The organism is Streptomyces sp. NPDC002784 (genome assembly GCF_053592135.1).
Genome location: NZ_JBSFVD010000029.1, coordinates 36,272 through 54,650 on the forward strand (window position 1 = coordinate 36,272; position 18,379 = coordinate 54,650).

Here is an 18,379-nt window from a genome sequence, read left to right on the forward strand (position 1 = left end):
GATCCCGGAGTCGTTGTGCGGTACGGACGCCGATCCATCGAACCCCTGGAAGGGACCGTAGCTGAGATGAAGTCGACCACCCGAGGAACCCTCGCCGCCGTCGTCACGGGCCTCGCGGCCGCGGTAGCCGGCGCCACCCCCGCCGCCGCGGTCGGCACGGTCCCCGTCCCGGTGCCGCTGGACGGCGTGGAGAAGTCCCTCAACATCGAACTGCCCCAGCTCGGCGCCGAGATCCCGGTGCCGGTGCCGGGCTCCCCCGACGGCCCGCGGTACGTCGAGGGCCGGCTCATCCCCGAGCGGGTCATCCCGCAGCTGCCGGTCAGCGGCGGTCTGCCGGGCGGGGACCTGCGTGCGCCGCTGCCGCGCATCCTCGGCGACGAATTCGACCACCTCGCCCTCCACGCCCCGGCCTCCGACCTGCGCGCCCTGGCGCCGGGCCTGACCCTGGACGCCCCGCTCACCCCGCCGAAGCCGGAGAACTTCGGTCTGCCGGAGCCCAAGCTGCCGCAGGCGGGCGTGCTGGCCCCGGTCGTGCAGACCGTGACGGCCGCCGACGTGGCGACGGGGCCCGGCCTGTAGCCGCGACTTCGCGAGGGCCCGGGGCGCGCACCGCCGACCGGGCCCTTCGGCTTTTCCGGTCTCCGGGGCGGACCCGGTGACCGGGCGGGCCGGGTGGGGGTTACCGCTGTGACAAGCCAACCGGAAGAGGAGCGCACGATGGTCGTCGATGTCGGCACAGTGGCAGTGGAAGCGGAGCCCGGAACGCTGGGCACGGTGAGACCGGGTGGACGGCGGGACCTGCTGCGCGGGCTGGTCGCGGCGGTGGGTGCCCTGACGCTGGCGCCCGTCGTCGCGGCCTCCCGGCCGCAGGACCCCGTCCAGGGCCTGGACGCCCCCGGGGAGATCGCCTTCGACGAGACCTACCGCGGCCGCCGCCTCCGCGGCATCCGGACGTCGGCGGGCCCCAGCGCCGGCGCCGCCCAGTGGTACGTCACGGTCGACGGCGTACGCCTGCACCTGATGCGCCGGGCCGACGGCACCTGGCTGAGCATGATCGACCACTACCGCTCCTACGACACCCCGCTGGACGCGGCCCGGGCGGCGGTCGACGAACTGGGGCCGGGGGAGCGGCTGCGGGACGAGGAGTCGGGCTCGGGGGGCCACCATGGCGTACACGCGTAAGGACGTCAGCACGCTGACCCGGACCGAGCGTCGGCGGCTGGTGAAGGCACTGCTGGAGCTCAAACGCCGGGGCGAGTACGACGAGTTCGTGCGGATGCACATCGCGTACTACGTCTCCGACGGCGAGGGCGGACTGCGTACGGCCCATATGACGCCGTCCTTCCTGCCCTGGCACCGGCAGTTCCTGCTGGACCTGGAGCGGGCGCTGCGGCGGGTGGACTCCTCGGTGACGCTGCCGTACTGGGACTGGACGAAGGACCGTTCGGCGGCCTCCGCGCCCTGGACCGCGGACCTGCTCGGCGGCACCGGGCGGCGCTCGGACCGGCAGGTGATGACCGGGCCGTTCGCCTACGCGGAGGGCAACTGGACCCTCCGGGAGAACGTCACGGACGGCAGGTTCCTCACCCGCGACCTCGGGCGGGTGCGCGATCCGATCGCGCTGCCGACGAAGAGCGATCTGGAGTGGGCGCTGGCGGATCCGGTCTACGACGCGCCGCCGTGGGACTCGACCGCCCGCAAGGGGTTCCGCAACAAGCTGGAGGGGTGGGGCGCGGGGCGCGGCCCGGTGGCCTGGCGCAATCACAACCGGGTGCACCGCTGGGTCGGCGGTGACATGGTCGGTGGCGCCTCCGTCAACGACCCGGTGTTCTGGCTGCACCACGCCTTCGTCGACCTGTGCTGGACGCGCTGGCAGCGGCGGCACCGGGTGCACCGGTATCTGCCGGCCAAGCCGCCCTCGACAGGCGACGAACAGCGGGGGCGGATCGTCGCCCGGCACCAGAAGCTGCCGCCGTGGGACGTGACGCCGGACCAGTTGGAGGACGTGAGCCACATCTACCGGTACGCGTGACAGGGGCGGGGGCGGGGGCGGGGGCAGGGAGACGGGAACAGGGCAGAGCCCCGGCGCTCGGAGGTGCCGGGGCTCTGTTCCGTACGGGGACGTACGGGCGGTGCGGAGACGTCGGGGACGTCAGCCGCCGTAGCCGCCGTTGCCGTGGCCGCGGTCGTGACCGTTGCCGCGGTCGTGGCCGCCGTCCTTCTTGTCGTCGTCGCCGCCGTTGTTGATGCAGGTGTTGCCGAAGGCCGGGTTCAGCAGGCCGATCACGTTGACGGTGTTCCCGCACAGGTTGATGGGGATGTGGATGGGGACCTGGAGCACATTGCCCGAGAGGACGCCGGGCGAGTGGGCGGCCGTGCCGTTGGCTTCCGCGTCCGCCAGGGCCAGGCCGGCTCCGCTGACCACCATGGCACCGGTGCCGACGGCGACAGCGGCTGCCTTCGCGATGCGCGACATCACGTTCTCCTTTGATTCGGTGAGTCCGGCGGCAGGGTGCGCCGCCGGACTTCCCGTTCAACGCCGGGGCCCACGGCTGGTCACGGGGCCCGGGGGGAGATCACCCGGTCCTGTAACCCGTCTGGCGGTGTCCGACGGGGTGTGAGCGCGGAGTCAGGGGAGCTGCCGTACGGGCGAACCGGCGAGGAAGGCCTTGATGTTCTCCACGGCCTGGCCGTAGTAGGTGCGGTAGTTGGCCCGGGAGACATAGCCGAGGTGCGGGGTGGCCAGCAGGCGGGGTGCCGTGCGCATCGGGTGGCCGTCGGGGAGCGGTTCGGTGTCGAAGACGTCCACGGCCGCGCCGGCGAACCGGCCCGCGTGCAGGGCGGCGAGCAGGGCGTCCTGGTCCACGACGGCCGCGCGGGAGGTGTTGATCAGGTAGGCGGTCGGCTTGAGGAGGGCGAGTTCGGGGGCGCCGAGCAGACCGCGGGTGCGGTCGCCGAGGGCGAGGTGGACGGAGACGAAGTCGCTGTCCGCGAGCAGTTCCTCCTTGGACCGGGCCCGGTGGACGCCGACTTCCTCCGCGCGCTTGTCGGTGAGGTGCTGGCTCCAGGCGCAGACCCGCATGCCGAAGGCGAGGCCGATCTGCGCCACCCGGGAGCCGATCCTGCCGAGTCCGAGCAGGCCGAGGCGGCTGCCGTGCAGATCGGCGCCGACGGTGGACTGCCAAGGGCCGCCCGAGCGCAGGTTGTTGCTCTCCGCCACGATCCCTCGCGCGAGGCCGAGCAGCAGTGCCCAGGTCAGTTCGACGGGCGGGGTGGAGGAGGAGGCCGTACCGCAGACGGTGACGCCGTGGGCCTCGGCGGCGGCGTAGTCGATGACGCTGTTGCGCATGCCGGAGGCGACGAGCAGGCGCAGCCGGGGGAGACGGGCGAACAGGGAGGCGGGGAAGGGGACCCGCTCGCGCAGGGTGACCACGATGTCGAACTCGGCGAGCGCCGCGGCCAGGGCGTCCTCGTCGCCGAAGTGGAACCCGAAGGACACCACCTCCACGTCCTCGGCGAGCGGCGCCCAGTCCACGAGCCCGGTAGCGACCTGCTGGAAGTCGTCGAGCACGGCACAGCGCAGCGGCACGGTGAAGTCCCTAACGGATGGGGCGGTGACCGGCGCGCTGGGACCAGCGGACGGCGGTGATGCCCAGCGCGGCCACCAGCACCACGATGCCGATGATCAACAAGTAGCCCAGCCCTTCCGCGGCCACTCCGATGATTCCCAGCACGACGGCGACCAGCAGCAGAAACAGCAAGAGGGCCATGACGCGTACGCCTCCTCGGGCGGCTGAGCGCGGGCGGTCAGCGGCGCGCGAGCTTCCGCTCGCCGCCCGGGCCCGGCTGGTAGGGCAGGTCGTAGTACTGGAAGATCGCTTCCTCCGACTCGGCGGGCAGGATGTCGTCCATGCCGACCGAGGGCGCCTTCTTCACCAGCGTCCTGGAGTAGGGGACCCTGACGTAGTCCGGGCCGAGGGTCGCCTCGTCGAGGGGGACGAAGGCCAGCTGGTGGCGGGTGGGGAGCCCGGTGCGGACCGTGGCCATGGCCGGTTCGTCGGTGGCGGTGTCGACGTAGACCGCTTCGAGTACGCCGATCTTGTGGCCCTTCGGGTCGACGACGCTGCGGTTGCGCCACTCGCGGATGTCGGCTGCATGAATCATGGCTTGCCTCCGAGCCTCTGTTCTTCCAGGCTAACCGGGTATCTCCGCGCCGCGCCCCGCGTGCCGCGGGTTTCGGCCATGGTGGTCGGCCGGCATGCCGGTGCGGCCTTCCGGCGTACTACGCTGTGGAGTGAGGCCCCAGTCCCCGGTATCGAAGCTGTGTCCAGCTCCCGGGAGGCCCACTGTGTTCGTCCTGCTCCTCGTCCTCGTCGCGGTCCTGTTCGGCCTCGGCTTTCTCAGTCCCCTCTGGTGGGTGGCCGCGGCGGTGCTGGTGTACGCCGCGATCCGGCACGGCCGTGATCGGGGCGGCGGCGATCGGGGCGGCGGCCAAGGCCGCGGGGGCCGTTCCGGTGCCGGGGACTACCGGGAGTACCAGGAGCGCCGGAGTCGCCAGGAACGCTGGGACCGCCGCTACAGCCGTCAGAACCGGGCGCGGTGGCGGCGCGAGGACCGGCGGGACCGCCGGGACCGTGGGCACCGCCGGTGAGCCGTGCCCGGCCTGCCGTCCGGGGGTCCTGCCGCTCGTAGCCGACGCCGTGCGGGTCAGGATCCGAGGCCGGCGAGCGGTTCGGAATCGTCGATGAGGACGCGGGCGACATCGGCCAGGCGCCGGTTGTGGGCACGGGCGTAACCGCGCAGCGCGGTGAACGCCTGCTCCATGTCGATGCCCTGGCGTTCGGCGAGCTTGCCCTTGGCCTGTTCGATCAGTACCCGGCTGTTCAGCGCCGTCTGCAGTTGCTCGTTGAGCACCGTGCTGCGCTCGGTGGTGCGTTGCTGCAGCACGCTGATGGTGGCGACGTCGGCCAGCGCCTGGGCGACGGGTGCGGCGGCCGGGTCGAAGGGGCCGGAATGGGCGCGGAAGAGGTTCAGGGCGCCGACGACCTCGTCCCGCAGACGCATCGGCAGGGCCTGGACCGCCCCGAACCCGCTGCGCTGGGCCGCCACCGCGAAGCGCGGCCAGCGGACGGTCGCCGCACCGAGGTCGGGGACGATCACCGCGGCGCCCGTGCGGAAGCACTCCAGGCAGGGGCCCTCGTCGTTCTGCAGCTGGAACAGCTCCAGCAGGCGCACCTGTTCGTCGGAGGCGGCCATGACGCGGAGTTTGCCGTCCCGGTCGGCGAGCAGGACCCCGGCGGCGCTCACGTCGAGCATGCCGACGCAGCGGTCGGTCAGCAGGCGCAGGAAGTCGATGAGGTCGAAGTCGGCGACCAGGTTGTCGGCCAACTCGACGAAGGTCTTGGCCAGAAGCTTTTGATCCATCGTAGGCACCCTCGATAGAGACTAGTCCCCTGCCCGAAGGGGCGGGAAGTACGCACGTTTCCCGACCGGAACCGGACGTCAGGTTCCCTCCCCGGCCAGATCCGGCTCCGCGTCCGGGGAGAAACGAAGCCGTCGGGCCACCACGTCGGCGGCCACGTCCGCGAGCCTGCGTTCCCGCGCGTAGGCGTAGGCGCGCAGCCGGACGAAGGCTTCTTCGATGCCGACTCCGAGCTGAACCGTGAGCATTCCGCTCGCCTGGTCGATCTCCGCCCGGTACGCGCCGAGATCCTCGAAGCCGCGGTCCGGCATCGGTACGCCGGCCGGCGCGCCCGTCTCGTCGATCCCCGTGTCGAGCAGCAGCAGCGTCGCGAGATCGGCGAACGCCAGCGCGTCGGCCAGCTCCTCCGCGTCCAGTACGGTCGGAACGCCGGCGTAGAGGTCCAGGACTCCCGGGCTGATCGCCCCCATCTGCAGGGGGAGCGAGAACACCGCGCGGGCTCCCGCTTTCAGGGCCGCGTCGGCGAACACGGCCCACCGGTCGCGCAGTTCGGCGGTGAGCAGATCAGGCGCGAGGACGGCCGAGCCGCGCACGAAGGCGTCCACGCAGGGCCCTTCGCCCAACGTGAGCTGGAGCTCTTCCAGTTGCTCGCTGATGGCGTCGGTGCTGCACAGCGGATGGCTCACCGCGGCCCTGGACATCGCCGACAGCCCGGCCCCGCTGACCGGCAGCGCGGCCACGGCAGCGGTGCACACGTCCAGCACACTCACCGGTGCGCCTCGTCGGACCGCCTGCTCGGCCACCAGCATCCGGATGCGGGCCGATCGCCTGTCAGAGGCCACTCGGGGCACCGCCTGCGCCGGGCCTTGCCTGACGGAGGGTCAACTGCCGCTCCCGCACTCGGCGGGCGGCTTCCCGGTCCCGCGCGTGCGGCCGGGGCAGGATGGCGGCGGACGCGTGCAGCTCGTCGGCCCCCGGCCGCCGTGACGGTCCCCGCCCCGGTCGGGCCGTCATCGCGCGTCGCCGGAGAGAGCGGGCGCGGGCGGGGTGCCGCCGAGCGGGGGCGGCAGCCGGCCGGACGGAGGGCCGAGGAGCAGGTACCCGCAGCCGACGAGGTCGACGATCCGGGCCAGCGTGGCCGGCGGATGGTGCAGGCGCAGGGTTCCACCGGCGACGGCGGTCCGCTGCGCGGCGTAGAGGAACACGTTGAGTCCGCTGCAGTCGCAGAACGTGACGGGGGAGAGGTCGACGGCGATGGTGCGGATGCCGTCCCGCAGGCACCGCTCCAGGCACTCGCGCACCAGCGGCGCGGAGTCGAGGTCGATCTCGCCGTACAGGGTGATCAACGCCTGTTCCCGGTGGCCATGGTGGTGGACGGTGAGCTGGGAGAGGGGCATGACGCCTCGGTTCGGAAGCCATCCGGCAGCGGCCCGGTGAGCCGGAGTTACGGCACTCCGGGCGCGCTTGCGGCAGGGGCGTACGTGCGGCGGAGGCAGAGCGGCGGCCGGTCCGGCAGCCTGCGCGGCCGGACGTAGGACCCACCCGTGCCCTCCAGGGAATCGGCCGGTGGCGGACCAGGAGTCCGCACCCCGCAGCCATCCGTGTTCAGCAACAGTGTGCCGCCGGGGTCTGGGACGTCTCCCCAGCAGCGTAGTCCTCGCGGCGGGTGACGGACGGGTTCGAAGCAGCCTAATTCCGATAGAGGGGCGGTGGGTTGTGCGGTTGGCGGCGCACTGGGGGAGCGTGTTCAGCCGCACCTGCCGAGCTGAACGGCCCCCTGCCGGGCAGGGGGCCGTTCAGCGGATCGGCTGGTCACTTGTGGTGAGGGGTACGGCTGCGGCGGCGCGGAGGGAAGCGGCCGCGTCCCTCGCGGGGGTCCCGCGGTTCGCCGGTGGGCGGCGACTCGGAGCGGTCCGGTCCGGAGGGCTGCGGAGTGTTGCGGCCGCCGCGGCCGGGCAGGGGGTCGCTGTACCGGTGCACGGCGATTCTGTCGGCGTGCTGGAGGTTGAGCCGGTGGATCGCGTACGCGCCCGCCGCGATGAGCACGACGAGGGCTGCGGCTGTCAGGAAGGTATTCATGGTGGCCACCTCACATCCCGGTGATCATGCGGCCGGCGCGATGGAGCGGACCGGTCTGCGCCGGCACGGCCGCGGACTCCGCGGAGGCGCCGCCCTCGGCCTCCCACGCCTCGGCTGGGCTGGGCGGGGTGTTGGTCCGGTCGTCCGGGCTGGGCGGGGTACTGGTCCTGTCGTCCGGGCTCGGCGGGGCATCGGATCCGGAGACGCCGTGCCGGGATTCGTCTGCGGCGATGAGCGCGCTCGCGGTGAGCGGCGGACCGTCGTCCCCGGACGCGGCGGCCATCAGCCGGGCCGCCGTCTCCGCGTCGGTCTCGGGCGGGATGACCAGCAGGTCCCAGCGCCTGGCACCGTAGGAGAGCAGCAGCAGCTTGTGCGGGTCCAGCTCCCGCGTGAACCAGCCGACCTTGACGATGTGACCGTCCACCGGAACCTTGCGGGGGATGACCGGCCAGTGCTCCGGGTTGACGGCGATGCGGGTGATACGGCCCCACAGGGGGTCCAACGTGTCGGTGAGCGCCGGTAGTTCGCTCAGCAGATCCCGGGAGCGGGGCCACCAGGCACCGTCCAGGAGTCCACGGGAGGTGCCGTCGGTCTCCCCGGGCTTCAGGGCGAGACGCGCGGCCGGGGCTGCGACGGGCTCGGGATGCGGCAGGGGAGGAAGCAAGGTCGCCGACATGATGCGGACCCGTCTCCGGGCCGCGTCTACGGCGGCCCGGGTTTCATCTTTCACCGAGGACGACCCGGCGTGGAAGCCGGTGTGCGAAGTGCCCTCGGTAATGTCCATGTTACTCCGCGTCCCGCTTCGGCGGAGAGAAGTGGCCGCCCGAATATGGAGCACTCGCCGATCGAAAGGTGAGCGCGTGTGCGGTCGTACGCCGTCCCGGCTCGGTTCGGCCCGCCTCGTCCCGGAGCGTGCCGGAGTACGGTGGAGGGAGCGAGGGCCCTTCGTGTGCCGGTCTCCGAACCGGCGCCGTTCTCGCGACGTCCCTCCATGGGCAGCCCGTGACCCCGGCCGCGCATCCGCATCCAGGCCGAGGAGTCATGTATGCCACTCAGTCCCACCACGTCCACGAGGCGCACGCCGCCGGACCCCGCCCCGCCACCTCAGGGCTACGACGGGACGTCCCCCTTCCCGACGGACGGCCCGGCGCCCGCGCGCAGCGGCAGCGACCGGCTGTACGTCACGGTGACCGCGGCGATCGTCGTCCTTCCGTTCGTGGCGCTCGGTCTTGCCGGCTGGTTGCTGTGGGGGAGTCTCGTCCACCCCGCCGACATCGTGCTCGCCCTCGTCTTCTACGCGATCACGGGCCTCGGTGTGACGGTCGGTTTCCACCGCGGCCTCACCCACGGCGGCTACCGGGCCGTCCGGCCCGTGCGGATCGCGCTCGCGGTGGCCGGGTCGATGAGTTTCCAGGGCGATGTCATCGGCTGGGTCGCCACCCACCGCCGCCATCACGCCTTCACCGACCGGCCGGGGGACCCGCACTCGCCGTACCGCTACGGCACGCACCTGCGCGGCCAGTTGCGCGGGCTGCTGCACGCGCACGTCGGCTGGCTGTTCCGCAACGACCGGACGCCGCCGGAGCGTTACGCCCCCGACCTGCTCGCCGACCGCGACATCCGCGCCGTCTCCCGCGCCTTCCCGGTGCTGTGCGTGCTCACGCTCGCCCTGCCGTTCGGGCTGGGCTGGGCCATCGGCGGTACCTGGCCGTACGGCGTGACCGCCCTGCTGTGGGCGGGACTTGTGCGCATCGCGTTGCTCCATCACGTCACCTGGAGCGTCAACTCCCTGTGCCACCTGATCGGTGAGCGCCCGTTCCGCACCCGGCGTCACGACCGGGCCACCAACCTGTGGCCGCTGGCCCTGCTCTCCTTCGGCGAGAGCTGGCACAACCTGCACCACGCCGACCCCACCAGCGCGCGCCACGGCGTCGACCGCGGTCAGCTCGACCCTTCGGCCGCCGTCATCCGCCTCTTCGAACGCCTCGGCTGGGTGCACGACGTGCGCTGGCCGACCGAGGAGCGGGTCGCGGCCCGTCGCGCCTGACATCGACCACCCCACCCGTGCACGGCAGTTGGCAGGAGCCACCATGACCACCGCACTGCAGCCCCCGCTTCCCTCCCAACCCCTCCTGCGGCTGCGTCTCGCATCCCACAGCACCGTGCCGCGGCCCATCGACGGAGCGTGGTGGCCGCGTTCGTACGACCTCCTCACCGAACTCCCCCAACTGCTCGAGGGGTTGCCGCAGGCATGGGGTCACATCACCAGCGCCACCGTCAACGGGACCACCTGGTCAGCGGTGCCCGGCCGGATGCTCGTCTCCAACCAGGCGGTACAACTGCACCGGGCCCTCGCCCCATCCGCCGCGCACACCATCGTCCTGCTCTCGCCCGGCCGGGGCCGCTGGGACCTGCTGGTGGTCCCTCCGGATACGACCGCGGAGGCGGCGGAACCGCTCATGGCGGCGGCGAGCGGTCGGGTGTGACGGGCACTGCACGCCGTGCCCACGCGCGAGTCACACCGCCCGGCGAGCCGCTGACGCCGTCCGTGTGCTGAGGGGGCGCCGGCGCCCTCTCCGCCTCCACGGCGAAGCCGCTCCGGCGCAAGGAGCGCGGACGGGGTCCTCGGCGGCCCGGTGTCCGCACTTGCGGCGGTCATCAGCCGGGCGGCCGTCCAGCCCAGCGGGTCCTGCGGAAGGGCTCGCGGACTTCAGCGCCAGGCGTGCGGGCGGGGCCCGGAAGGGGAATGCCATTGGCGGGGAGCGGGTGGTGGTCGCGGACATCGCGCGGACCTGTCACGCTACTCCCCGAAGAAGCCGAACGGACTGCTCCACCGCCCCTCGCATGCCCGCCCGGCACATCCCGGGCCGCCGACCCGGCGATCTTCGCCACAATGCGCGCCGCTGTTTCAACGGTCCCGGCGTATGCACACCGGGACCGCCCTTCCGGGTCGCTGCACGTGAGAGTGCGCGGACCCACTTCCAGGGTATGCCCGAACGCCATTTCGGACATATGGGGACGGTCGGCTGACCGGGCCGACTCCGGGTATCCGTCCGTACATGCTCGCTCTGACGACGTACCGCTCGTACCACGGCCCAACGACGCTGCTGGCCTTCGTGGTTGCCATCCTCATCGTGGTGGCGGCCGCCTGGTACATCCGCCGTCGAAGGTAGGGGCGCCCGCCGGGAAGCCGCGGCCCTCATGTCCAGCGGAAAAGCCCTCCCGGAGGGAGGGCGGAGACTGGCGCCCCCGGCAGGACTCGAACCTGCGGCCAAGCGCTTAGAAGGCGCTGGGTGCGACGCAGGGTGTACCCACTCTGACCTGCCCATTCCCTGGGACGGTCTGGCCTGGCGGACGCTCTTCGACACGCATGCGACACGGCCTCGCTGAAGCTCGCTACGGGCGCCGGTAGGCCGATGGATCGACACCGTCTTGGGGATCCCTGCTGATGCTCACATAGGCGGGATGCTCAGGATCGCCCACCTGCATGAGGGCGAAGAGGTCAAGGTCATGGTTCGCGAACCGGTGGAGGTACTGAAGGAACAGCTCCAACTCGTCGTCCGACAGCCGTTCGTCATGCCGCTCATTGCCCATGCGTGCACGATACGGGCGAGGGTCGCGAGTCTTGCCGTGAGGGCGATCGGCTAACGGTTGATCGGGATCTCGTAGACGATTTCGCAGTGAGCGACGGGCACGACGATGTCCGCCGTCTCGACGGGGCGTCCCTGGTCGCTGTAGTAGGTCCGCCGGATGTGCGTCACGAGTGCGGCCTTCTGGATGCCGAGCAGGGACGCTTCCTCGGCGGTCGCCGTCCGAGGCTCAGGCTGCTCGACGGCATGGCTGACACTCACGCCGATGGCGGCCATACGGTTCACGACGCCGGCCCCGGCGTGAGGGCCTCCTTCGGGGAGGACGACGAGTGAACCGGCGGTGAGGTCGTAGGGCTCCCAACTCGTCGAGAGCTGCACCGGCTTGCCGTCCGCGAGGAACTCGTACGTCGTTCTGACGCACAGCTCGCCCTCGGCCATCCCCAGCCGGGTGGCGATGTCGGCAGGTGCCGGCACCTTGGCGTCCGTACGGCTCTCCCAATCGCCCTGCTTGCCCACGGCCCTCATGTCCGTCCGGAAGGGCGACTCGTTGGGGTGCTCCCGCGCCGACGACCGTACGACCCGCACCCGCTGTCGGGGCTCGGCGACGTAAGTCCCCGACCCGGCACGGCCCTCCAGTACTCCGTGCGAGATGAGCAACTCCTGCGCCCGGCGGACCACGTTCTCGCCCACTCCGCACTCCTGGCCGATCTGGGCACGGGAGGGCAGGCGGTCGCCCGGCTCCCAGACGTGCTCCGCGATGCGGCGCCGGAGTTCGTCGGCGATGCGGAGATAGGGCGGCTGCTCAGGCATATGGAAAATCTAGTCCACTAGCTCTAATCTAGTTAACTAGCTTCACTCAAAGTGATCGCTGGTGACGGAGGCTGCCCTGTGCCCGTTTCGGGAATTAGCGCGGCGGCCATCGCCGCCCGGTTGTCCGCCCTCGGGCTTCCCACGCGAGTGGAGGAACAAGACCGTCACACGTCGGTCGAAGCGGAGGTCCCGGAGGGGCTCTCCGCCGAGTTATGGCGGGCGGTCCTGGACGTGGTGGCTGAAGCCGACCGGTTCGGGCTCCTCGCCACCAGCTTGAACGGCCGCACCCTTTGGGCGGTCGTACGCAGAACGGTCCCCACGACGGGCGATGTCGGGGGACCGGGCCATCAGCGATAGGAGCTGATTCAGCGTGCTCAACCGTATCCGCCGCGCCCTCGCCCTCACCGGGGTGCGGACCGTCTCCCGGGGCAGGCACCGCCGCCCGTTAGCTTCGGCACGTCCGGAGTCTCCAGCCGCCGCCTCACCCGTACCCATTGGCTACTCGCCGCTGACCTTGCGCCAGGCGCCCTTGGGGGCGGTTGGCGGTTCGCTGTGGCCGGGTGAGGACGTCGCGCTCGTCAGGCCGTATGTGCTGGCCTGGGAGAGGCGCACGCGGGCTCGTACGGTCATCGTGACGCCCAACATGCCGAAGCATGCGTGGCCTCCGGCTGTCATGGGGGTCCGCTGATGGCTCCCGGCCGACAGCCGCACGCCACAGACTCGCTGCCTATCCCCTACCGCTCGGTTGCCTGTCGGATCGGTATGCATCCCGTCTGCACCGAGTCCGATCCGGCGGCAGCACCGTCCGACGTGCCTGTGATCTACGAAGCGTGCGACTGCTCGTGCCATTCGACGGCCGGCCCGTCCGCACTTACGGGGGCGGCGTCGTGATCGCTCGGATTCCAAGCGGCGCCCTGGTGACCAACGTCGAGATCACGGCGACCACTGTTCAGCGCGGTGACGTGATTCAAGTTGGTGGTCGGGCTTGCCGGGTGAGAGACCTCTTCCAGCTTTCACAGGGTGCGAAGCAACTCATTTTCGACTCGGGTGAGCTGCTGACGATTCACGCGCGTACCCGGCTGCTTGCCGTGCGGATGCTGAGAAGGCGGTGAGCGATCTCGTGCCTCCACGCCACAACGACATTGCGGACGACCTTCGGCAACAGATCGCGAACGGTCGTCTCCAGCCGGGCGAGAGGCTGCCGTCGGAAACCGCTCTGTCCCAGCGGTACGCGGTCAGCACGGTCACCCTGCGACTGGCCCTCGCAGTGCTTCAGGGCGAGGGACGTTTGGAGAAGATCCACGGCAAGGGCAACTATGTTCGCCGCCCTCCACGGAAGATCACCTACGTGGGCGGCTGGGGCACTCTGGACCCTTGGACCGCCGCTGAGCCGTCTTTGCGTGTCACGGTTCGCAACGCCACTGTTCAAGCTGTTGGGAGTCTGTCGGCGCTCCTGAGAGTCCCGTCGGGGAGTCCCTTGGCGGAGTTCTCTTGCCTCGGCCTCGAAGGGGAGTCACCGCGCGGGCTGGCCCGCATCTATATGCCGCGAGACTTGGCCCCGGCCAGCGTACTGGACGACGACTCCGGCCGCCGAGAGGCGGTCACACGCTTCGCCATTCTCGGTCCGCCGCCGGCCGCAGTTCGGGAGACGGTGTGCGCTCGCCCTCCGACGCCGGAGGAAGCAACGGCTCTCCGTATCGGCCTCACGACGGCCGTATTAGGGATCACTCGCCTCGCGACCGATGCTGCGGGCCGGGTCGTTGAGGCCGCACTACTGGCCTTCCCAGGGGACCGCGTCGATGCCGTCTTTACCGTCCACCATGTGACCGATGAGAGGCAGACTCAGGGATGACAACGTCGAACGGACTGCGGCTTCTGCCATGGACGGGCCCTGAGGGCAAGCCTTGCTACCTGAGCACCGACGACAAAGACGGCTACATGTCCCGCCTGGCGGACAACGTTGAAGCGGTCCAGCTCGGAACCGCAACTGAGCTGCTGGAGCAGGCGTCGGACGCCCTTGCTGACCGGGACGTCGACCCGGCGGTGGTGGAGCGACTGGCGAGAGAACTGGTCGGAGCTCTCCGAGACGTTCTCCACGTGGCTGCCAGCCGCGGTCATCTTCTGGCAGTGGGTGAGCTGCAAGGGCGTTGAAGGACGCACTCGAACATTGCGCCTTTGATGCCACTTTTCCGAGTGGGAGGGGAGCCGGTAACTCATGCGGCTCGCCTCCCACTCGGGCATGTAGCGCCCGGATCAGGTGCCACCGTTGTCAGTGCCAGACTTGGGGGTCTGCAGCGCGCGGTCGGCTTCCGGGGGCTCCAGTTCTTAGCGGAGTCGCCCTGGCTCGATGGGCGGGGAGCGGCGCCAAGCGCTGGGGCAGGAGACGGGTGAGTGGTCGCCCCGTGGCTTCTGCCGGAAGGGGCTCACCGCGCTCGGTGTGGTTCCACGTGATGACATCTTTCCCGCCGGGTGTAGCCCCCGGGAACATCCACGCTGACGAAATCCCAGAAGGGCTTGGACTCGCGGAAGTGTCCGCCACCCGTGTGCCACTGAAGCGCGGGATAGGCTCGGCGCAGGGACCGGAGAGCGGCCGAGGCCAGGCCGCAGCGCTTGTAGCCGTCGTAGGTGTAGGGCGATTCGACCCAGCCGATCTTGCACTGATCGCACACCACGTACTCGACTTCGAAAGCCAGGTCGGATCTGTAGTAGGCCGCTCGGATGCGCCAGCCTGTCCGCTCATAGTGCCCGGCGGGCCGGTCGACCCAGGGTCTCGTTGGTGTGGCGGACTCGTCGAAGCGGTACGACTCGGGGAATGCCCATCGACGGAGTCGGTCACGCCAGGTCGGCTTGTCCGGCCACTCCCGCACCCACTGCACATGGTCAGCGAACTGCGCCACGACGCGTGCCACCGCTTCCTTCTCCGCCACCAACTCCCCTTCCGTCTCATCAAGTGTCTGCGTCGTCTGAAGCTGTCCATGCGTCTGACGGTGGGCGAACGCGTACGCCATGTCGTCTGTACGGGGTTGTCAGGTGCCCTGAGTCCGTGGGGCGTTCCCGTGGGCCCGGCGCCGTCTTCGGGGCCAGGGTCAGATCTCCAGGTCGAACTCGCGCCGCCGGTCCGAGATGGTGGTGAGGAAGCTCTGTGACGCGGCCAGGGAGTCCGCCCGAAGGGCCTCGTCCAGCGTCGTCCACCGGACCTCGTGGATTTCCTCCTCCTGTAGCTCGGGATGCGCGGGAAAGTTTCCGACGCAGACCCATGCGTGGATTTTTCCGGGCCCTTCGTCCCTGGGGAGGCACCCGAGTGAGATCATCTCCCTCGCGTCCAGGTCGATGCTCAGCTCTTCCCGCACCTCGCGGCGAGCGGTGTCCAAGGGCGTGTCGTCGCAGGGCTCCATCTGGCCCCCGACGGGATGCCAGTACCTGGGATAGCGGCGAGTCCGCGCGAGCAGGATTCTTCCCGAGTCGATCAGGAAGACGAAGGAGGTCCACAGGTTGGATCCGTTGGCCCGCTGCTCGTACGCGTGGTCGACGGCGGAAAGCGGAACACCAGGATCCGTGATCGCGGCTCGTTCGTTGACCACGGCACTGCCATTCGAGGGGCCGAGTACCTTTGAGTCGTTGCTGGTCACGTGCTCGGTGGCGACCAGGGTCACGGACCAGGAATCCCATACAGCTTCATGCGGGCTTGTCGTGCTGTGGAACCTCCCGGCAGGAATGTAAAGCGGGCTTTCCTGCGGTGTGGCGTCCCATTCCGAGACCATGCGGACACTGGTGGACCTTCCTTCCGGCGAGAGCACGCTGACTCCGGCGCCGGGCGAGTTCTCGACGGTGAACGAGTCGTACCAGGCGGCCGTCGAGCCGTCATCCACGTCGTACATCGCGTGCCGGACACAGCCCACGACGGAACGTGTCAGCAGGTCCCAGCCGTGGCTGTGCACGATGAAGGGGTCGGAGTCCGTTCTCCGTTTTCCGGCGGGTGGCCACAGATGTACGCGGATGCCCCACTCCGGGAACGTGTCCAAGGGGAGGCGGAACACGAGGAATCCGTAGGGGTGTAGGTATGAGGGCGAGTCGTCCAGAAACGTCCGCAGGTCCCGCCACTCTTGACGGGTCATCCACGAGCCGATCGCCTCACGCGTTGGCATAGGGGTTCACCGGCCTCCGGTACGCGTCCAGCGTCATGCTCACGAGCTCGTCGTCCGCCCCTTGGAGTATGTTCAGCACGGACAGGACATCTCTGAGGTCCGCGACGGAACCAGGATCCAGCTCGGTGGCGGACCGGGGGAGAGGCAGCTCCGTGCTCTGGCGGTTACTCAGCCGCATGTCCTCTTTGGTCGAGTCGTAGAAGGACGAGCCGACCGGGTATTTCAACGCGGCCGTGCCAGCCTTTTCGCGGGTCACGATCACGCAGGTGTCGGACAGGTCGATTGTGAACGGTGAAACGGTGGATGCCAGGTACACCCGGCAGTTGAGCCGTGAGAACTGGTAACTCAGGAGCTGGAGCCTGATGATGGTCGCGGCGATTTCCGCCTGCGCGCGCCGCCGGGTCCAGTAGTCCTGCCGGTCGGGGTTCGCGTTTCTCCGGTACTCGGCGAAGAAGTCCATGAGTTCGACGTTGTCCGGATCGAGCACCTGTACGTTCACGGAGAGATAGTGTCCCTGCCGCTCGGCGCGCTGGAGAAGGGTCGGCAGGACCGCCGATCTGAAATACCGAGCCGTGTGCCCCCGGTAGTCCCAGGAGTTGGTGGCGCCTGCGGCCCTGTTCAGCTCGGTGGAGATCGATCCGGGGTCGGTGACCTGGACCTCCATCGGTCTCTGCCGCTTCATGCCGTAGAAGAACACCACGAGCAGTGAGACGCACAAGGAGGCCACTGCGGCCCCGGTGAGCGAGTCGACGATCGAGATGATCGTGTCGCTGAGACTCACCTTCGTCGCCCCGCCCAGGTGCGGCAACGCGAACAGCCTGATGACGATCAGCAGCGCGGCGGCCAGACCCAGCGAGGAGAGATACAGCTTCGTGTTCACGCCCGCCGGGCCGCCACTTCTCCCCGTGTCGTCCATGGGCCATCCCCCTAGCGTTCGACCGCCAACCCGTCCGCTCCACCCACGTGGATCCAGTGGATTCAACAGGAGCCGCAGGTGGTCCAGCAAGAGACCATGAGAGCCTGTGACACGGCCACGACGCCGATGCGGCGAGGCTAGCTTGTGGCGACCGCCGGGAGCCGTGCCCCAGCTTCAGACCGCCGGATCCTCCCGCAGGGGCCGCGGGCACCGCCGTAGCCGGCGTCGGCGTCACCAGCGGCGCACCGGTGCGGAATTCGCCGCCATGACCCTCACGTCCGCCTGTTCGTCCACTGGTCCAGAAAGGGAACCCCCGGGTCTTCAACCTGGGGGTTATCTGGAGCGAGTGACGAGAATCGACCTCGCGCTCTCAGCTTGGGAAGCTGCGGTCATTTGAGGCCTGTTCGGGTGCTGACCTGGGCGAAGGCCTGCGCTGTGGGGTCGTCGGGCTTGGCTGCTTTCACTGTGGTTCCCCTCTGCTCCCCGCCATATCTGGTGCGCTTGTGGTGCGTTCGTCGACGCCTCGCGCTACTCGGCGCGCCTCTACAGATCCACACGTGTCTCGCTGTCGCCACGTCTGAGAAGGACGTGCGCCGGCCGGAACGGCAGACTGCGCAGAGTCGGCTCCAGGACCTTGAATAGAGCATCGGCATCGGGGCCGTAGGCGTACACGACGGCTTCGCCTCCTCCGAACTCGTTCCCGTCAACCTCCCCGACGCCGGCCGTCTCGGTCGCTGCCTCCATCGCCTGCTCAGCTTCGTAGATTCGCTCGCGCTGGTCGACATCGCCGAAACCGTGACTGGCAAGCCGGAAGTGTGCGATGACGGCGTGCTCCTCATCCCCGCTGTCAGGGGCATTGGGTGTCTCCATGCCGGACACATTGTCATCGGGGTCTGACACTCTCACCGTTGTGTCCGAGTCGGATCCGCCTCGCCAACACGCTCTCCAACTGTGTTGTTGGGGCGTTGGGGTGCGTGCAGGGGCATTCACCTGCGTTCACTGGCGGATGGCCATTAGGCTGGGATCGGCTCTAGGGCTTGGCTGAACGGCGGTGAACCGGGCTGAATGAGACGGAAACTGAGACGGCCCGTCCGGTGACCGTTGTCAGTGGCCTCCCCTAAGCGTTGTCCCGTAAATGGCTTCGGGTATGCCTGCTGACCTGGCTGTTTGCTTTGTCATCCGGCGAGGGTGAGGTTGTGCAGGCGGGCGATGCCGAGCATGGCGTGGTGGACACCGTCGCCCTTGAGACGGCAGTCGCGGAGGATCTTCCAGGTCTTGATACGGGCGAAGGCATGCTCGACGCGGGCGCGGACCTTGCGGTGTGAGGTTCCCCCGTCATGCGGGAGGTGCTGATCAGCTGGTCAGCAGGGGTTGATGGGTGTTCAGATTCGTTGGTTCGGCTGTCGCCTGCTCGGCG

General features: G+C 69.8%; 26 protein-coding genes and 1 pseudogene. 10 read left to right on the forward strand and 17 right to left on the reverse strand.

All coding sequences use genetic code 11. The annotated features are described in order from the left end of the window. Window positions 1-66: 66 nt before the first annotated feature. The 3 genes from ACWD1Z_RS32175 to ACWD1Z_RS32185 all read left to right on the forward strand — a co-directional run bounded on the left by ACWD1Z_RS32175 (window position 67) and on the right by ACWD1Z_RS32185 (window position 2,032). Complete coding sequence (locus ACWD1Z_RS32175; protein WP_451123557.1) at window positions 67-579, forward strand: hypothetical protein; 513 nt, start codon at window positions 67-69, stop codon at window positions 577-579. Window positions 580-717: 138 nt separating this feature from the next. Continuing rightward, the gene (locus ACWD1Z_RS32180) at window positions 718-1,182 is read left to right on the forward strand and encodes a tyrosinase cofactor (protein ID WP_451123559.1); all 465 of its coding nucleotides are present in this window, start codon (window positions 718-720) and stop codon (window positions 1,180-1,182) included. Continuing rightward, on the forward strand, window positions 1,166-2,032 hold the full coding sequence (locus ACWD1Z_RS32185; protein WP_451123561.1) for a tyrosinase family protein: 867 nt from the start codon (window positions 1,166-1,168) through the stop codon (window positions 2,030-2,032). Before ACWD1Z_RS32180 ends, ACWD1Z_RS32185 begins: the two co-directional genes overlap by 17 nt. 120 nt (window positions 2,033-2,152) lie before the next feature. On the opposite strand, the gene ACWD1Z_RS32190 is transcribed toward ACWD1Z_RS32185, so the two are convergent. From ACWD1Z_RS32190 to ACWD1Z_RS32205, 4 genes are all read right to left on the reverse strand, one after another. Further along, window positions 2,153-2,476 (reverse strand): chaplin, encoded by a 324-nt coding sequence (locus ACWD1Z_RS32190; protein ID WP_451123563.1) that lies wholly within the window; start codon window positions 2,474-2,476, stop codon window positions 2,153-2,155. Between the two features lie 153 nt (window positions 2,477-2,629). Further along, window positions 2,630-3,589, reverse strand: coding sequence for a D-2-hydroxyacid dehydrogenase family protein (locus ACWD1Z_RS32195; RefSeq protein ID WP_451123565.1), 960 nt, complete (start codon window positions 3,587-3,589; stop codon window positions 2,630-2,632). Window positions 3,590-3,599: 10 nt separating this feature from the next. Further along, window positions 3,600-3,770: a hypothetical protein gene (locus tag ACWD1Z_RS32200; RefSeq protein WP_451123567.1), complete on the reverse strand. Its 171-nt coding sequence runs from the start codon at window positions 3,768-3,770 to the stop codon at window positions 3,600-3,602. Between the two features lie 37 nt (window positions 3,771-3,807). After that, a complete protein-coding gene (locus ACWD1Z_RS32205; protein ID WP_451123569.1) occupies window positions 3,808-4,164 on the reverse strand; it encodes a PRC-barrel domain-containing protein in 357 nt (118 codons plus the stop codon). Window positions 4,165-4,348: 184 nt separating this feature from the next. On the opposite strand from ACWD1Z_RS32205, the gene ACWD1Z_RS32210 reads away from it, so the two are divergent. After that, window positions 4,349-4,651: a hypothetical protein gene (locus tag ACWD1Z_RS32210; protein ID WP_451123571.1), complete on the forward strand. Its 303-nt coding sequence runs from the start codon at window positions 4,349-4,351 to the stop codon at window positions 4,649-4,651. A 56-nt stretch (window positions 4,652-4,707) separates the two neighbouring features. Here ACWD1Z_RS32210 and ACWD1Z_RS32215 read toward each other — a convergent pair whose 3' ends face one another. The 5 genes from ACWD1Z_RS32215 to ACWD1Z_RS32235 all read right to left on the reverse strand — a co-directional run bounded on the left by ACWD1Z_RS32215 (window position 4,708) and on the right by ACWD1Z_RS32235 (window position 8,285). After that, a complete protein-coding gene (locus ACWD1Z_RS32215; protein ID WP_451123573.1) occupies window positions 4,708-5,424 on the reverse strand; it encodes a GAF and ANTAR domain-containing protein in 717 nt (238 codons plus the stop codon). A gap of 78 nt (window positions 5,425-5,502) precedes the next feature. Beyond that, window positions 5,503-6,264, reverse strand: coding sequence for an ANTAR domain-containing protein (locus ACWD1Z_RS32220; RefSeq protein WP_451123575.1), 762 nt, complete (start codon window positions 6,262-6,264; stop codon window positions 5,503-5,505). A gap of 168 nt (window positions 6,265-6,432) precedes the next feature. Next, the gene (locus ACWD1Z_RS32225; protein WP_451123577.1) at window positions 6,433-6,819 is read right to left on the reverse strand and encodes an STAS domain-containing protein; all 387 of its coding nucleotides are present in this window, start codon (window positions 6,817-6,819) and stop codon (window positions 6,433-6,435) included. Between the two features lie 415 nt (window positions 6,820-7,234). Further along, window positions 7,235-7,501, reverse strand: a complete 267-nt coding sequence (locus ACWD1Z_RS32230; RefSeq protein ID WP_451123579.1) for a hypothetical protein — start codon at window positions 7,499-7,501, stop codon at window positions 7,235-7,237. 10 nt (window positions 7,502-7,511) lie between these two features. Next, window positions 7,512-8,285 (reverse strand): DUF5994 family protein, encoded by a 774-nt coding sequence (locus tag ACWD1Z_RS32235; RefSeq protein WP_451123580.1) that lies wholly within the window; start codon window positions 8,283-8,285, stop codon window positions 7,512-7,514. 261 nt (window positions 8,286-8,546) lie between these two features. On the opposite strand from ACWD1Z_RS32235, the gene ACWD1Z_RS32240 reads away from it, so the two are divergent. Both ACWD1Z_RS32240 and ACWD1Z_RS32245 read left to right on the forward strand, forming a co-directional pair. Further along, a complete protein-coding gene (locus ACWD1Z_RS32240) occupies window positions 8,547-9,548 on the forward strand; it encodes an acyl-CoA desaturase (RefSeq protein WP_451123581.1) in 1,002 nt (333 codons plus the stop codon). A gap of 43 nt (window positions 9,549-9,591) precedes the next feature. Next, window positions 9,592-9,987: a DUF5994 family protein gene (locus ACWD1Z_RS32245; RefSeq protein ID WP_451123582.1), complete on the forward strand. Its 396-nt coding sequence runs from the start codon at window positions 9,592-9,594 to the stop codon at window positions 9,985-9,987. A gap of 910 nt (window positions 9,988-10,897) precedes the next feature. On the opposite strand, the gene ACWD1Z_RS32250 is transcribed toward ACWD1Z_RS32245, so the two are convergent. Both ACWD1Z_RS32250 and ACWD1Z_RS32255 read right to left on the reverse strand, forming a co-directional pair. Then, the gene (locus tag ACWD1Z_RS32250; RefSeq protein ID WP_451123584.1) at window positions 10,898-11,095 is read right to left on the reverse strand and encodes a hypothetical protein; all 198 of its coding nucleotides are present in this window, start codon (window positions 11,093-11,095) and stop codon (window positions 10,898-10,900) included. 50 nt (window positions 11,096-11,145) lie between these two features. Then, on the reverse strand, window positions 11,146-11,901 hold the full coding sequence (locus ACWD1Z_RS32255; protein WP_451123586.1) for a GntR family transcriptional regulator: 756 nt from the start codon (window positions 11,899-11,901) through the stop codon (window positions 11,146-11,148). A gap of 78 nt (window positions 11,902-11,979) precedes the next feature. Between ACWD1Z_RS32255 and ACWD1Z_RS32260 the strand changes: the two genes are divergently transcribed. Next, on the forward strand, window positions 11,980-12,258 hold the full coding sequence (locus ACWD1Z_RS32260; RefSeq protein ID WP_451123588.1) for a hypothetical protein: 279 nt from the start codon (window positions 11,980-11,982) through the stop codon (window positions 12,256-12,258). A gap of 141 nt (window positions 12,259-12,399) precedes the next feature. Here ACWD1Z_RS32260 and ACWD1Z_RS32265 read toward each other — a convergent pair whose 3' ends face one another. Next, complete coding sequence (locus ACWD1Z_RS32265; RefSeq protein WP_451123590.1) at window positions 12,400-12,531, reverse strand: hypothetical protein; 132 nt, start codon at window positions 12,529-12,531, stop codon at window positions 12,400-12,402. Between the two features lie 257 nt (window positions 12,532-12,788). Here ACWD1Z_RS32265 and ACWD1Z_RS32270 point away from each other — a divergent pair, with 257 nt between their 5' ends. Genes ACWD1Z_RS32270 through ACWD1Z_RS32280 form a run of 3 tightly spaced genes read left to right on the forward strand, consistent with a single transcriptional unit; the run spans window position 12,789 to window position 14,052 of the window. Further along, complete coding sequence (locus tag ACWD1Z_RS32270; RefSeq protein ID WP_451123604.1) at window positions 12,789-13,013, forward strand: hypothetical protein; 225 nt, start codon at window positions 12,789-12,791, stop codon at window positions 13,011-13,013. Further along, entirely contained in the window at window positions 13,010-13,753 is a 744-nt protein-coding gene (locus ACWD1Z_RS32275) for a GntR family transcriptional regulator (RefSeq protein ID WP_451123592.1), read from the forward strand. The genes ACWD1Z_RS32270 and ACWD1Z_RS32275 overlap by 4 nt, the downstream gene beginning before the upstream one ends. Beyond that, window positions 13,750-14,052: a hypothetical protein gene (locus ACWD1Z_RS32280; RefSeq protein WP_451123594.1), complete on the forward strand. Its 303-nt coding sequence runs from the start codon at window positions 13,750-13,752 to the stop codon at window positions 14,050-14,052. The genes ACWD1Z_RS32275 and ACWD1Z_RS32280 overlap by 4 nt, the downstream gene beginning before the upstream one ends. 272 nt (window positions 14,053-14,324) lie before the next feature. Here the strand turns inward: ACWD1Z_RS32280 and ACWD1Z_RS32285 are convergent, their stop codons facing one another. The 5 genes and pseudogenes from ACWD1Z_RS32285 to ACWD1Z_RS32305 form a co-directional block, all read right to left on the reverse strand. Further along, entirely contained in the window at window positions 14,325-14,909 is a 585-nt protein-coding gene (locus tag ACWD1Z_RS32285; RefSeq protein WP_451123596.1) for a hypothetical protein, read from the reverse strand. Window positions 14,910-14,987: 78 nt separating this feature from the next. Beyond that, complete coding sequence (locus ACWD1Z_RS32290; protein ID WP_451123598.1) at window positions 14,988-16,016, reverse strand: NUDIX hydrolase; 1,029 nt, start codon at window positions 16,014-16,016, stop codon at window positions 14,988-14,990. A 16-nt stretch (window positions 16,017-16,032) separates the two neighbouring features. Then, window positions 16,033-16,962, reverse strand: a complete 930-nt coding sequence (locus ACWD1Z_RS32295; RefSeq protein ID WP_451123600.1) for a hypothetical protein — start codon at window positions 16,960-16,962, stop codon at window positions 16,033-16,035. 543 nt (window positions 16,963-17,505) lie between these two features. After that, a complete protein-coding gene (locus tag ACWD1Z_RS32300) occupies window positions 17,506-17,832 on the reverse strand; it encodes a hypothetical protein (protein WP_451123602.1) in 327 nt (108 codons plus the stop codon). Window positions 17,833-18,137: 305 nt separating this feature from the next. Then, window positions 18,138-18,287 (reverse strand): annotated as a pseudogene (locus ACWD1Z_RS32305) (transposase); the annotation flags it as partial. Between the last annotated feature and the right edge of the window lie 92 nt (window positions 18,288-18,379).

Bases quoted from the DNA above. Each gene is read 5' to 3' on its own strand.
- ACWD1Z_RS32190 (WP_451123563.1), bottom strand. From the start codon at position 2,476: ATGTCGCGCATCGCGAAGGCAGCCGCTGTCGCCGTCGGCACCGGTGCC.
- ACWD1Z_RS32175 (WP_451123557.1), top strand. From the start codon at position 67: ATGAAGTCGACCACCCGAGGAACCCTCGCCGCCGTCGTCACGGGCCTC.
- ACWD1Z_RS32285 (WP_451123596.1), bottom strand. From the start codon at position 14,909: ATGGCGTACGCGTTCGCCCACCGTCAGACGCATGGACAGCTTCAGACG.
- ACWD1Z_RS32230 (WP_451123579.1), bottom strand. From the start codon at position 7,501: ATGAATACCTTCCTGACAGCCGCAGCCCTCGTCGTGCTCATCGCGGCG.
- ACWD1Z_RS32300 (WP_451123602.1), bottom strand. From the start codon at position 17,832: ATGGAGACACCCAATGCCCCTGACAGCGGGGATGAGGAGCACGCCGTC.
- ACWD1Z_RS32255 (WP_451123586.1), bottom strand. From the start codon at position 11,901: ATGCCTGAGCAGCCGCCCTATCTCCGCATCGCCGACGAACTCCGGCGC.
- ACWD1Z_RS32250 (WP_451123584.1), bottom strand. From the start codon at position 11,095: ATGGGCAATGAGCGGCATGACGAACGGCTGTCGGACGACGAGTTGGAG.
- ACWD1Z_RS32280 (WP_451123594.1), top strand. From the start codon at position 13,750: ATGACAACGTCGAACGGACTGCGGCTTCTGCCATGGACGGGCCCTGAG.
- ACWD1Z_RS32200 (WP_451123567.1), bottom strand. From the start codon at position 3,770: ATGGCCCTCTTGCTGTTTCTGCTGCTGGTCGCCGTCGTGCTGGGAATC.
- ACWD1Z_RS32205 (WP_451123569.1), bottom strand. From the start codon at position 4,164: ATGATTCATGCAGCCGACATCCGCGAGTGGCGCAACCGCAGCGTCGTC.
- ACWD1Z_RS32235 (WP_451123580.1), bottom strand. From the start codon at position 8,285: ATGGACATTACCGAGGGCACTTCGCACACCGGCTTCCACGCCGGGTCG.
- ACWD1Z_RS32215 (WP_451123573.1), bottom strand. From the start codon at position 5,424: ATGGATCAAAAGCTTCTGGCCAAGACCTTCGTCGAGTTGGCCGACAAC.
- ACWD1Z_RS32290 (WP_451123598.1), bottom strand. From the start codon at position 16,016: ATGACCCGTCAAGAGTGGCGGGACCTGCGGACGTTTCTGGACGACTCG.
- ACWD1Z_RS32265 (WP_451123590.1), bottom strand. From the start codon at position 12,531: ATGACCGTACGAGCCCGCGTGCGCCTCTCCCAGGCCAGCACATACGGC.
- ACWD1Z_RS32245 (WP_451123582.1), top strand. From the start codon at position 9,592: ATGACCACCGCACTGCAGCCCCCGCTTCCCTCCCAACCCCTCCTGCGG.
- ACWD1Z_RS32225 (WP_451123577.1), bottom strand. From the start codon at position 6,819: ATGCCCCTCTCCCAGCTCACCGTCCACCACCATGGCCACCGGGAACAG.
- ACWD1Z_RS32180 (WP_451123559.1), top strand. From the start codon at position 718: ATGGTCGTCGATGTCGGCACAGTGGCAGTGGAAGCGGAGCCCGGAACG.
- ACWD1Z_RS32185 (WP_451123561.1), top strand. From the start codon at position 1,166: ATGGCGTACACGCGTAAGGACGTCAGCACGCTGACCCGGACCGAGCGT.
- ACWD1Z_RS32295 (WP_451123600.1), bottom strand. From the start codon at position 16,962: ATGGACGACACGGGGAGAAGTGGCGGCCCGGCGGGCGTGAACACGAAG.
- ACWD1Z_RS32240 (WP_451123581.1), top strand. From the start codon at position 8,547: ATGCCACTCAGTCCCACCACGTCCACGAGGCGCACGCCGCCGGACCCC.